The sequence below is a fragment of the Neochlamydia sp. EPS4 genome (genome assembly GCF_000813665.1).
Classification (GTDB): Bacteria; Chlamydiota; Chlamydiia; order Chlamydiales; family Parachlamydiaceae; genus Neochlamydia.
On record NZ_JSDQ01000010.1, the window covers coordinates 1 to 12,558 of the forward strand.

A 12,558-nucleotide genomic window follows, 5' to 3' on the forward strand; every position below is an offset into this window, starting at 1 on the left:
GAAAGTAGTAGCAGGAAAATTATAGATAGAAGAAAAAGTTAAGGATCAAAAAGATCAAGTTAAAATGGCTCAAAAAAAAGTAGAGGAAGCTAAACAAGAATTGGATCGAAAGCGTTTAGAAGTGGATAAGCTCAAAACTCATCAAGAAGACTGGACAAAAGAAAGAGCTAAAGAATTAGAAATTATAGAAGCACGTGAGCAAGATGAATTAGGAAGCACCATGTTCTTGGGTAGAATGCAATCCACAAAAGCTTCAAAACAATAAAAAATTAATTTCTGTCTGATGGGCAGTGAAAAAGACAGAAAAGGAGTTAGCTAATATGTATAACTTTAAAATTACAGGCGATCAGAATAAAGATAATGTCACTATTAGTCGCGCCTCAAACTCTAAGCCTTCAGGCGCTTCCTCTCGCGATTTCCAAAAGGTTCTTGGCGAAAAGGAACGTCGCCAAAAAGAGGAAGAAGAAGATTCTAAAAAAGCAAAAACTGTAGATCCTTCTTTTGAAACAGAAGCTCTTTTTCTCGCCGAAGAAATACCTAGTCCAAAACAGCCCTCCCTGTTTGATCTTTCTAAAGAAGTAGTGAAAAAGAAAAATGAGAGCGAGACTTCCGAAGTAGCTAAAATGGTCTCTTCAGACGAACTTCCTATGGAATCCCCTAATGGACTCTATAAAAACTTAGCATTAAAAGAAAAAGCTTCGCGGTCTAAAACAGGGGAAGGAATGTGGGAAGAATCTCCTAAAGATAAGGTAGAAGCTTATGAAGACAAAAAATCCATACGCTTTTCCCAAGAGGCAGGGGATTTATCTCATGTTAACCCTCTAGCTTTGAATGTAAGCTCTAGTTCTCAGTCTCATAATCAAAACTTAGAAACAAATATGCCTTCTCAAAAGCTGACCACGCAACAGCTAATAGATGCTATTGTGAAAGCTATCACTACAATAGATAGCCAAGGCAAGACGGATACCATCGTTACTTTAAAGCATCCTCCTATGTTTGCAGGTGCCAATCTGGTGCTCACTTCCTATGAAAGTGCTAAAGGAGAATTCAATATTCGCTTTGAAAATCTCACCCAGGGTGCAAAATCATTCATGGATATGCAACAAAATCAACAATCCTTGCTTTCATCCTTAAATGAAAAAGGATATACTGTCCATATGGTAGTGGCTACTACCCAAATTGAAACTCCTCCATTTAATCCTGCGGCACCTCAGCAACCCCCACGCGATGGCCAGCAAGAGGAGCAGCAAAAACGGCAAGACAATAGAAAACAAAAAGAAGATGAAGAAAGTTAATGATTGCGAATTCTTACGAGAGCTAAAAAGATAAACTGCTTGGGCCAGCTCCTACTGACTAGGGTAAAACCTTTTTCTTCTAAAAACTTACTTGTTGAAAAATTGGTTAAAATAGACGCCCCTATCCTTGATAAAGAGGAGTAGAATTAAGTTAAAAATAGCTATAAATATTAAAATGCAAATCTTTAAAAAACCTTATCTCATAGGGCTTACAGTTTTTAAAAAGTCTAATATTTATTAGGTACTTTGCTAAGAAAGATTAGAATTTTTAAAATTGTACTTTTGCATTGACAATCTCGGCTCCTTTTATGTCATTATAAAGAGGTCTATAACATTTTATGAAGGCGTGCGCGTGACTTCCCCTAAAGCTTCTATGCCATACGATTGGCTTAAACAAATTCCTACCGCTCTTTTGCAACTCGATGAAATCCCGCTTATTGGATCATCCCCTCCTTTTCCTTGGGAAGATTTATCTAAAGGGTTGGAAGAAATTTTTCAGATCCCAGATTTTAAAATAGAACCCACTCCTTTTCAATGGCGTACAAAAGACGAGCTAGGCGCCGGAATGGGTCCAGTTATCCCCCTCTCTTGCTCGATTCCCTCTCTAGAAGGTCAATTGACCTGGGTAATGGCAGCAGAAGATATCTATCGTTTGATATCTCTCCTCCTTAACGAGGATTGCCATGAGCACGATGTACTCGAAGATGAATTCCTGCAAGGTTTTTACTACTTTGCTGCCTACGAGGTGATACACTTAATCAATAAGCTTCCTTTCGATCAATCTCTTTCCCCACAGATTCTACAAGAAAGTAGCATGCCGATAGAAGATTCCCTTTGCATGGACATCAAAATTCAACTGCGGGGAAAGACTTTAATAGGACGTATGATTGTCTCACCTACCTTCCGTCGTTCTTGGAAAGAAAAATATGCCGAGCGTTCTCTAGAACTTCCTCTGCATGCATCGCTGGCCGAACAACTGACAATTCCTGTGCATATAGAAGCAGGCAGAACCTCTATCCATCCATCAGAATGGAAAACCGTTAGAAAAGGAGATTTTATTCTTCTGGATTCTTGCACAGTAAAACCTTATGATGATAAAGGTGGGCGTATTACCCTTACTGTCAATGGAATCCCTTTTTTTATTGGAAAAATTAAAGACGGAAATATTAAAATCTTGGACCACCCATTGTATTATCAAGAGGAAGAGACCTTTATGAGTAAAATTCCCTCCGAAGAACAGGATGATTCATCTTTAGATTTTGAGTCAGAATTAGAATTTGATTCTGAAATGGAATCTGACATGGAATCCGATTTTGACTCAGAAATGGAAGCAGAAGATGAGTCTGAAGAAGCATCTAACCTGGCCCCCGACGAGAAACTTAAAGATAGAGAAATAGAAGAAGAGCTTACCTCTTCAGAAGAAGAATCTTCCGCCGTGATACCCACAGAAACGTCGATCAAAATTGATGAGATTCCTTTATCTATTATCATCGAAGTAGGCCGTCTGCAAATGTCGGTGAAAAAAATGCTTGAACTGCAGCCAGGCAATTTGTTGGAGCTAGATGTTCATCCTGAAAACGGTGTCGACCTGGTCGTCAATGGAAGACGTATTGCCAAAGGTGAATTGATTAGGCTAGGTGAAGCCTTAGGCGTAAGAATTCTAGATATTAGCTAAACCGCCCTGCCCTGCAAAGGAGAAAATTTATTTTGCCTGTATAGCTCTCATAATTTTTGAGAAAATAAAAATGTAGGCTTGATTCTATCTTATGACTGCTTCTGAATCCCATCAACGCCCTACCCTACCTGCCGTGCCATCGGATAAAGAAAGTTTTCTATCCCTCCCCCTTCCTAAAAAAATCGGTCCTTACAAGATTGAAGCACTTTTAGAAAAAGGAGGAATGAGCATCCTTTATTTAGGCACGCATCCTGAAACCAATGAACCTACAACTATCAAAGTTCTTTCTCCTAAATTTGTTTCTAATCCCGAAATTGTTGAACGTTTTCTAAAAGAAGCTGAGATTATAGCCTTGGCAGATCATCCTAACATTGTCAAGCTGTATGGGCAAGGTAAATGGGCTGGAGGGCTTTACATCGCCATGGAATTCATCCAAGGTATTTCTTTGCGCCAATACATCTTGCAAACCCCTATATCTCTTAGAAGAGCGTTAGAAATTATCATAGATATTTCCTATGCACTTTGTCATCTTCATACCCATGGGGTTATTCATCGAGATTTAAAGCCTGAAAATATCCTAGTGACTGAATCTGATGTCATCAAAGTGATAGACTTTGGCATCGCCCAACTTCTTAAAGAATCTTCTTCCGATATTTCTAAACAGCCAAGAATGATAGGCACACCTATCTATATGAGCCCTGAGCAGCAGCAGCATCCCGACTCAGTCTCTTTTCCTTCAGATATATATTCATTAGGTATTATTGCTTATGAACTTATGCTAGGCAAACTTAGCCAGGGGCATATTCATCTTTCTTTAATGCCCAAAGGCATGCAAAAAATTCTTGTGAAAGCTTTGCAACCAGAAGTTAGGGACAGATACCAAGATATTGTAGATTTTATTGCTGCTGTATCTGGTTATCTAAATTCTGAGAGCTTTGAGAAAGATAAAATCGTTAAAGATTACTTGAGCGAATTATCAGAAAGCTTACGTCGCACCCAAGCAGTCCTAAGTCATGATAAAGCCCCCCAATGGAACGGCGTGCACGTCAAAGTTACAGCCTCTAACACCCATGCTATTGCAGGAGTGTATTACGATTTTCTCGAAATAAATCCAGGTTCGTACGGCATTGCTTTTGCCGAATCTTCCTTAAACTACTCCGATGGCATGGTGGTTTGCTCTATTTTTCGTGGTATGCTAAAAGCTCTTTACAAAAGAGTAACTGACCTTAAAGAATTAGCTTATCTCCTTAACCAGCTCATCATCGAAGACGGTTTGGATAAAAGCCTTAAATTTAATTACTTAACGATTGATACGCAGCAAAATAAGGTGCAATATTTAATTTGTGGCCATAGCTATTTATGGGCTCGACCCCATCATAAAACGCCTTTTAAAGTCATTTGCGAAAATCCGCCCTTAGGGAGTGATCCCCATTCGCAATTCCAAATTCAGCAAGTCGATTGGAAATCTAATGATTCTTATATATTAAGTAATACCAATCTGGAAATGTCGGAGAAGGAGTTGTTGGAAATTTGGCAATCAGCAGAAAAGCTAACCCCTCCTTTATGGATGGAAATTTTTCTACGAAGAAAAAGAGCCATGCATAAAATTTTATCAGAAAAAGCAATTACCTTCATTGCTATACAGTCTCTAGCCTAACTAGGCTAAAGTTTAAGATTTAATTTAAGAAGCTTTTAAGTTTAAGAAAAAGCACTGAGCTATGCCCTCATCCTTTTACGCTCGCTCGCTTATTTTTAAATTCTCTCCTGCATTAGCCCTATTAGTACTAGAGGGGTAATCATGCATATATCATGCTGGGTCTTTGATCATGAAAATTATAGTCACTCGCTTGATGCTTTTCATCGCCAGTAAAACCCTTCTAGCCAATAGCTCCAGCATGGCCTAATACAGCTCTGGGCATAATATTATGCGCTTAAAAAACTAAGCCTACCCCCTCTTCTGAAAGCTATTTCTCTACTTAGTTCGAGCTGAATTAACCTAAAAAATTTCTTCATTGCATCCATTTTAGAAAGAAAATTGCGAAGTTTCTTTCCGTACTAAGCTAAAAAACTGCAAACCCAAGAATTTTTGTTGATGATTATGAAAATTGGCTAAAAATTAAGAGTTTTAAAGTAGCAGGTAGCCTTCCAGATAGGATAATGAAGCAATCAATTAAAAAAGAAAACGAGCTTTTATAGCCTGAATAAAGACGTTTGGGAGAATTCTGAGCAATTAGCCAGTTGTTAATTAAACGCATGTAATGGCCAATTCCACATAAAATGGCTTTAAGACAACCTATTAAGCGGCTTTTAAGATAATTACATCCCCGTTTGCCATCATTCTTCATGTGGCCGATATGAGGTTCTATCGCTTGCCGTCTTTTTAGCTTAAGGTTTGATCTACTGAGTTAGGCCTTTTCTTTGCCCAGAAATAAATATAGTTTTACCTTCTAGCGTCTGACCTCGATAGCCTTTATCGACAAAAACTACTTCGATGTTTTTGTCACTATTGCTTTCAGCTTTCCTAATAGCTTCTTCAAGCGTGTGCCCATCGTAAGGGTTGCCATGGAGGGCTCTGACATCTAAAGCTAACCTTCTTGAGGGGTAATCACTAGCGCAGCCTTGCAGCCAAATTCATATCTTTTCTCAATTTCACCTTTAGCAATACATTCCACATGGGGCTCATGCAGGCTCTACACTTTACGTGAATCATTTCTTTGTTGAGCATAAATACGCTTGATACTTTCTAAAAAAGAGCTTTCTGGCTCAAAGGCTTGCTCTCCTGTCTTTCCCTCAAAACCCCGTATTACTCTTCCCAAGTGAGTAGGCAGCCTTTTTTTTCTCTTTTAGCTCTTTTCATTTGGCGGTCATAGGCTTTAAGCGAGCACGCATGCGCAAAGCTGTTTTAGCTAGCTTCTTATAGGTTTATTGCAAAGTGATTGGGTGATTATCAGCCATTTTTACAAATGCTTGAATAGACTTAAAGCAAAGCTTGGCATCGGTAGGAAAAGCGATAGCTTTAGGCATCGCTGTTGTATCGGCAATGACTTTTTTTAAGGCTTTTTTTTCACTGCACCGCTCAAAACAGCTGCTGCAATCGTTCCTTGTAAAATCTTGCTAAACCTAGCTTCTCCTAACCTAGAACTCCATTTAATTAAAAAAGTAGGATGGATAGGCAGCTCATGCTGGAAATGATCATATCCACAAAAATATTGCCGGTAAGGATTTTCTACCCATCGCTACACCACCTTTTCATCAGAAATTCCATCCATGTGCTGCAAGATAAAGAGCCCTACAACTAGCCTTACAGGCTTAGCTGGTTGGCCTACATTTTTTACAAACAGCTTATCAAACTCTTCTTCCAGCCGCTTCCATTCAATCAACTTGGATAGCTGGACGAGAAGATGTTTCTAGTTAAGCTCATTGCTAAAGCGGAATTTAAAAATAAGACCCTGTTGATTGTTTAGCTTATTGGGTTTCATAGTGAACTTTGCAAGAAATTAAGAACTTTATATGGATTTACTTGTAAAGAAAGTATAGAAATTTTGATAAAAAAACGTTCCTAAATCCTAACTGAGGGCGAAAATGCTTTAAACCATATTGAGCTAATGTAAGCTTGGACTTCTTAAGGAAGGGATGTAAAAACATCCGCCGTAATTGCAATTGGTTTTACTGGCTTTATAGACATATCTCAAAAAAAAATAGATTTTTTATTAAAAGAAAAGTTTTTTTGCAGATTTTCAAAATTTTCTAGGCAAATGAAAGGTCCTAAATAGCTACATGAATAGTTACATGGATAGTTAAACTTATTTTTAAGTTTATTATTAAGTATCTAATAATTCGCCAATTCTATAACAACTATTTTTTGTTATTAAGAACAAGTTCAATAAACTACAAATTAATTAGAGAGAAAAAACTTCACTTTTCTATGAAAATTCTCCTTGATCTAAATGAATAAATAAAATATTCATTAAGGGTAAGTCTTTCTTTATGAAGCCTTTTAACTATTTTTGATTTAACTTAAGGAGCTTGTATGATTAATTTAGATTCAAAGGAGCTATTAGAAACTGACTTTAATGCTTTAGCTAGAAAAATCCTAACTCTAGAAAATCAAACCAACAATTTTAATGAAAAAGTTGATAACCTTGCTAAAGCTATTTTGATTAAAAATGAACGCCATGAGCAGCACTTGAAAACGCTGTGCGAACAAAATCAATTATTCATGGCAACCATTATAAAGTTAAAGAGTGATAATATAATTCTTACGACTGAAAATAAAGATTTAAAGCAAGAAGCGCAAAAATGGAAAAATAAAACCAGCAAAACTCAAGCTGTCATGCAGCTAGCCTTACAGGCAAACGAACAATTCGGAGAAGCTGTCCAAGCTTTAACGACAGACAAGGAAAATCTTTCCCAAGAAAATCGCTCTTTGAAAGAAGATAATGCTAAATTAACGAAAGCTAACCATGTATTTAAACAGGATAACGCTAATCTTAGAGCGGAAAACCAAATATTTAAAGATAAGAACCAGGAACTTAATGATGACAAACGTGCTCTTGAAAATGAAAACAAAGGTCTGGCCACTAAAGTTCAAGCGATTGAGGATAAATTTCAAACTTTGGTAAAAGAAAATGAGCAGCTTAGGGACCTAGAAGGGCGACTACACCAACAAATGACCTTGCTAACCCAACAGGCACAAGAAACACCTACTCTTCCGCCAAAAATATTAAAATTAATGATAGATGGAGGCCTGAAAGTAAATCCCGACACTCCCCTAACCGAAGCTATTAGGCAGATCTTTGAAATTAACGAAAATTTAAAGAAAAAAAACAAAGAACTACAAGCTACTCTAATGCGCATTGAAAGTACGCTGGGATTACAAAGAGGGGTAAGCTGCGATTCAATTTTAAGGGCAATCAACAAAGCAATCGTTATTCCTAATAAGCTTAAAATTTTAGGGAATAAGCTGGTTATTACAAATCTGTTAAAGAAGGATTATCAACCCGAGGATGTATTAGAAATATTGAACGGGATTTTAAATGATTATCTAGATTTTAGAAGGTACCAACCCTTGATATGCAAAGAACTAGGTATAAAAGCAACTTCTAATATTGAAACAATCTTAAAGAAAATGCAGGAAAAAAAAGATGAAAGTGGCGTTAGTGCTTACTTTAGCAGGCTAGGGAGATCCACACTGTGCCTACTTTCTTTAGGATTTGCAAAAGTAGTATAAATTGCAAGCAAACAGCTATTTTTAATATTGATTAAGAAGTTAAGCTTACCGGCCCAATTTTTCGTGTACATAGAAGCTAAAGAGAAAACTTAGCTTCTAAAGCTATAGAATGGATAACCAGCTTATTAAACATAACATAAGGGTTAACAATATGGTAGTTAAAGAAATTCCTTTAGATAATCCAGTTCCCCTCTTGCGAGAACAAACTATACAAGTTAATGCAAAAATAGCTCAATTGGAGCAGGATGCAGCCATCCAGAATGTAATAGACCAAATGTTTGCAATGGACATTCGACAGATGGAAAATGAACGAATTAGGCTAAGCAACATTGTGCATTTGCAACACTCAGAATTAAGTAGAGAATTCAAGCAAAGGCGCATAGAGGTAGAAGAAGTAACAGCTATACTGGATATAACCCTAGAGAACCTGACGGCCTCAAATGAAAATTCTTCCAAGCTTATACAAGCGCAACTGCAGCTTAAAAAAGACTTTAAATTAATAAGGAACCAGCAAGCCGAGCTAAAAAAAGCTTTCAAGCTCATCGAACAAGATCACGCCCAAATAGCAGAAGATCACGCCCAAATAGCAAAAGATCATGATCAAATAGCAAATGATCAAGCAGATATAGCAAAAGATCAGGCAAAAATAAGACAAGAGCAACAACAGATAAGAGGAAATTTAGAGCGCGTAGAAGAGGGTCGCGTAAGTCTTAGCAAAAGTTTTGCTAGCTTAAAGATAAGCTTTAAAGAAATAAGTAGACAACTAGATACCATGCTAGAAGAAGGCCTTCTTCCTCAACAAGATGCAGATCTAAGTGAGAAAGAAATTGATGAAAAAGCTGCTATTAAAAGAAACGAGATTACTAAGCAATATATGCAAGATTGGGAGGATGAAATACAACGCGAATCTGATGAAAATAAGGCATTAAATTCGCAAAGCCCTCAAGAATTTGCTGAACAGCTGGAAGATTCTAGCTTGAATGCAGAAGAAATAGCTGCAAGGGGAGAAACATCTTTTCTCTCTACAGCCCAGCAAACGCAAGGAAGTGAAGCCTTAAAAAGTCCCGGATGGTTGGGTGCATTAAAATATAAGATGGGAACATGGAAACATACTGCTTTAAAGGTTACAGAATTTTTTACACGCTCAGCCTGCTTGGCTACTATAGTTTCAGTCGGTTTAACTAGTTTTTTTGCTATAAAGGCTACCTTGGTATAACGGCATGAAAAGAGGCAAAGCTTTCTTTGCCTTTTTTCAAACTTTTGATGGGTGCTTAAATTGTTAAACTTATTTAACGCGAGTTATCGGATAAGAAAACAATTTAAAGCTGTTTCAAATCATGCCTTGAACTGTAACCCAACTCATTAACTTTTGTTTTTCCGCAGAAGTAAATTGAATGCAGGGCTTACAGGGTTCATAAGCATAGGCCACTATTCCGCTGATTAGATTGGCAAAAAAATTCCAAGGGCTGCAATGTCGATGGTGTTCGATTTGACAAGAATTTTTCAATTTATTGTTAACGCTTTCAATAGAGGCTGAAGAGATAGGATGGATTTTATTTCCTTGGGTAGTGATGTGATGGCTTTTCAGCATTTTTATTCTTTAAAAACAATATAAAAAATTAAAAAAGCAAATCAAACGAATTCGCATCCTTATCAATGAAAAAAAACTCACAAATGATCTAACAGCGCTTTTTTTTCAGATAAATTCAAGGAAAAGGCGGAGACCTTCTAAGCATTTAGGAGCAGCCACAGGTTTTGACGATTAAGTGACGCGGCAATTCTGGTTTGGCTAAAAGAATAAGATTGATTCTTTGCCTTATTTAAGAAAAACGGCTCTTTTTGGTGCCTTGTTTTAATTCTTCTACTGCATGATGGAATACAATACGCCTAGCTTCTTCCTGTCAAGAAAAGTTGTTCTCCCAGCTATAACACCCTGCAGAAAAAGAGAAAAACTTCTTGCCGTTATAATGTGTAGGTTAGTTTAAGCTTGCTTAGTTACGGGAAGAAAAGCGGATTGCTTCTTTAAAGATAAGATAGCTAAAAGTTTTTTATTTCATTTTAGCCCATCCCAATTTAAAAAGTACCTAAAGCCATTTTACAATTGAAAACGCTGCCTTATTTTTACGGCGATATCTTTCAAAGGATTTTCCGCTAATTCAAGCGTTTGCAGATCAGACAGCTGCCCAATTTCTGCAGGCAGAGCGGTGAGCTGGTTTTGATTTAAGTAAAGCCTTTGCAGCTGAGACAATTGACCTATTTCTGCAGGCAGAGCGGTGAGCTGGTTTTGGCTTAAGTTAAGCCATTTCAGCTGAGACAACTGCCCGATTTCTACAGGTAGGCTGGTGAGCTGGTTTTGATTTAAGTCAAGCGTTTGCAGATCAGACAGCTGCCCAATTTCTATAGGCAGAGCGGTGAGCTGGTTTTGATTTAAGTAAAGCGTTTGCAGCTGAGACAATTGACCTATTTCTGCAGGCAGACTGGTAAGCTGGTTTTGATTTAAGTAAAGCAATTGTAGCTGAGACAGCTGCCCGATTTCTGCAGGAAGGCTGGTGAGTTGGTTTTGATTTAATTCAAGCCATTGCAGCTGAGACAGCTGCCCGATTTCTGTAGGCAGAGCGGTGAGCTGGTTTTGGCTTAAATCAAGATCTAGCAGCTGAGGCAATTGCCCAATTTCTGCAGGCAGACTGGTGAGCTGGTTTTGATTTAATTTAAGCGTTTGCAGCTCAGACAGCTGCCCAATTTCTGTAGGCAGGCTGGTGAGCTGGTTTTGATTTAAAACAAGCGTTCGCAGCTTAGACAGCTGCCCAATTTCTGCAGGCAGACTGGTGAGCTGGTTGAAGTTTAAGATAAGCGCTTCCAGCTGAGACAGCTGCCCAATTTCTGTAGGCAGAGTGGTGAGCTGGTTTTCATTTAAGTAAAGCCATTGCAGCTGAGATAGCTGTTGGATTTCTGCAGGAAGGCTGGTGAGCTGGTTTTGATTTAAGTAAAGCCGTGTCAGCTTAGACAATTGGCCTATTTCTGGGGGTAAGCAAGTCAAGCCTGCTTTAGATAAATCTAAGGCCGTGAGGTTTTTACAATTTTCTTCAATCCAATCTCTAAATAGCTTTCCTTTTTTTTCTAGAGGCAAATATTTGATTGCTTCTCGGCTCAAGTATTCTTCCCCACCAGGAAGTTTTTTCCAAACTAAAAGGCGATTAATATTTACAAGATAAGAGGAGTAATTAGTCAGAGTAAAATATCTTTTTTGCTCGGTTATCCATTTAAATTCTAATTCTAGAGGTGAAAGAGATCTAGCCAAAGTAAAGATTTGCCTAAAGATTGCATTTATCTTTGCTGCTTCAGAAAGTTTTTCTTCTAGCTTATAAATCCTATCTACAATAAGAGCCTGCTTCTTAACATTTCCTTGAGGAACATGCACTTTACCTATTTGCTTATAAAGAGGGGGCATGACTTCAGAAGCCAGCAAATGATGCCATCTTTTACAGACGCTAAATAAGGAAGGAACTGCGCAAGCCTCCAAGATAGGGAGCAGCAATTCATTGGGCAAGCTTTCAATAGATGTCGATGAGATAGGGTGCATTTTATTTCCTTGGGTAGTGATAACTTTTTCAGCATTTTTATTTTTTAAAGGCAGTATAAAAAAATTAAAAAAGCAAGTCAAACGAATTCGTGCTCTTACCAATGAAAAACCACTCACAGATAATCTACCCGCATTTTTTTTTCAGATAGATTCAAGGAAAAGGGGGAGACCTTTCAAGCATTTAGGAGCAGCCACAGGTTTTGACGATTAAGTGACGCGGCAATTCTGGTTTGGCTAAAAGAATAAGATTGATTCTTTGCCTTATTTGAGAAAAACGGCTTTTTTTGGCGTAATGTTTTAATTCTTTTACCGAATGATGAAATACAATACGCCTAGCTTCTTCCTATCAAGAAAAGTTGTTCTCCCAGCATAGCAATCTGCAGAAAAAGAGAAAAGCTTCTTGTCATTATAATGTGTAGGTCATTTTAGACTTGCTTAGTTGCCGGAAGAAAAGCTGATTACTTGTTTAAAGATAAGATGGCTAAAAGTTTTTTATTTCATTTTAGCCCCCATCCCCATTTAAAAAGTATTTAAGTCTATTCTACAATTGAAAACGCTGCCTTATTTTTTCTGCAATATCTTTCAAAGGAGTTTCCGCTAATTCAAGCGTGTGCAGATCAGACAACCGCTCTATTTTTTTAGGAAGGCTGGTGAGCTGGTTTTGATTTAAGCCAAGCAGTTGCAGCTTAGACAGCTGCTCAATTTCCGCAGGAAGACTAGTGAGCTGGTTTTGATTTAAGTAAAGCGTTTGCAGCTCAGACAGCTGCCCAATTTCTGT

General features: G+C 37.8%; 9 protein-coding genes and 2 pseudogenes. 6 read left to right on the forward strand and 5 right to left on the reverse strand.

Annotated elements, in window-relative coordinates; translation table 11 throughout:
• Positions 1-25 precede the first annotated feature (25 nt).
• The 4 genes from DB42_RS01205 (at position 26) to DB42_RS10170 (ending at position 4,627) form a co-directional block, all read left to right on the forward strand.
• Entirely contained in the window at positions 26-265 is a 240-nt protein-coding gene (locus tag DB42_RS01205; protein ID WP_255359347.1) for a lysozyme inhibitor LprI family protein, read from the forward strand.
• Between the two features lie 55 nt (positions 266-320).
• Positions 321-1,295 (forward strand): hypothetical protein, encoded by a 975-nt coding sequence (locus DB42_RS10165; protein WP_052435876.1) that lies wholly within the window; start codon positions 321-323, stop codon positions 1,293-1,295.
• Positions 1,296-1,647: 352 nt separating this feature from the next.
• A complete protein-coding gene (gene sctQ / locus DB42_RS01215; protein WP_052435877.1) occupies positions 1,648-2,970 on the forward strand; it encodes a type III secretion system cytoplasmic ring protein SctQ in 1,323 nt (440 codons plus the stop codon).
• Between the two features lie 91 nt (positions 2,971-3,061).
• Complete coding sequence (locus DB42_RS10170) at positions 3,062-4,627, forward strand: serine/threonine-protein kinase (RefSeq protein ID WP_052435878.1); 1,566 nt, start codon at positions 3,062-3,064, stop codon at positions 4,625-4,627.
• Between the two features lie 1,393 nt (positions 4,628-6,020).
• Here DB42_RS10170 and DB42_RS11755 read toward each other — a convergent pair.
• Both DB42_RS11755 and DB42_RS11085 read right to left on the reverse strand, forming a co-directional pair.
• Positions 6,021-6,194, reverse strand: a pseudogene (locus DB42_RS11755) (IS5/IS1182 family transposase); the annotation flags it as partial.
• 12 nt (positions 6,195-6,206) lie between these two features.
• A complete protein-coding gene (locus tag DB42_RS11085; RefSeq protein ID WP_145987374.1) occupies positions 6,207-6,350 on the reverse strand; it encodes a transposase in 144 nt (47 codons plus the stop codon).
• Between the two features lie 650 nt (positions 6,351-7,000).
• Between DB42_RS11085 and DB42_RS01240 the strand changes: the two genes are divergently transcribed.
• Both DB42_RS01240 and DB42_RS01245 read left to right on the forward strand, forming a co-directional pair.
• Entirely contained in the window at positions 7,001-8,200 is a 1,200-nt protein-coding gene (locus tag DB42_RS01240) for a hypothetical protein (RefSeq protein ID WP_044881378.1), read from the forward strand.
• A gap of 151 nt (positions 8,201-8,351) precedes the next feature.
• Positions 8,352-9,416: a hypothetical protein gene (locus tag DB42_RS01245; RefSeq protein ID WP_155117361.1), complete on the forward strand. Its 1,065-nt coding sequence runs from the start codon at positions 8,352-8,354 to the stop codon at positions 9,414-9,416.
• Between the two features lie 114 nt (positions 9,417-9,530).
• On the opposite strand, the pseudogene DB42_RS01250 reads toward DB42_RS01245, so the two are convergent.
• From DB42_RS01250 to DB42_RS01260, 3 genes and pseudogenes are all read right to left on the reverse strand, one after another.
• Positions 9,531-9,734, reverse strand: a pseudogene (locus DB42_RS01250) (IS982 family transposase); the annotation flags it as partial.
• Between the two features lie 561 nt (positions 9,735-10,295).
• Positions 10,296-11,780: a leucine-rich repeat domain-containing protein gene (locus DB42_RS01255; RefSeq protein WP_202965054.1), complete on the reverse strand. Its 1,485-nt coding sequence runs from the start codon at positions 11,778-11,780 to the stop codon at positions 10,296-10,298.
• A gap of 541 nt (positions 11,781-12,321) precedes the next feature.
• Positions 12,322-12,558: leucine-rich repeat domain-containing protein (locus tag DB42_RS01260; protein ID WP_193365263.1), on the reverse strand; the 237-nt coding region annotated here is incomplete at its 5' end.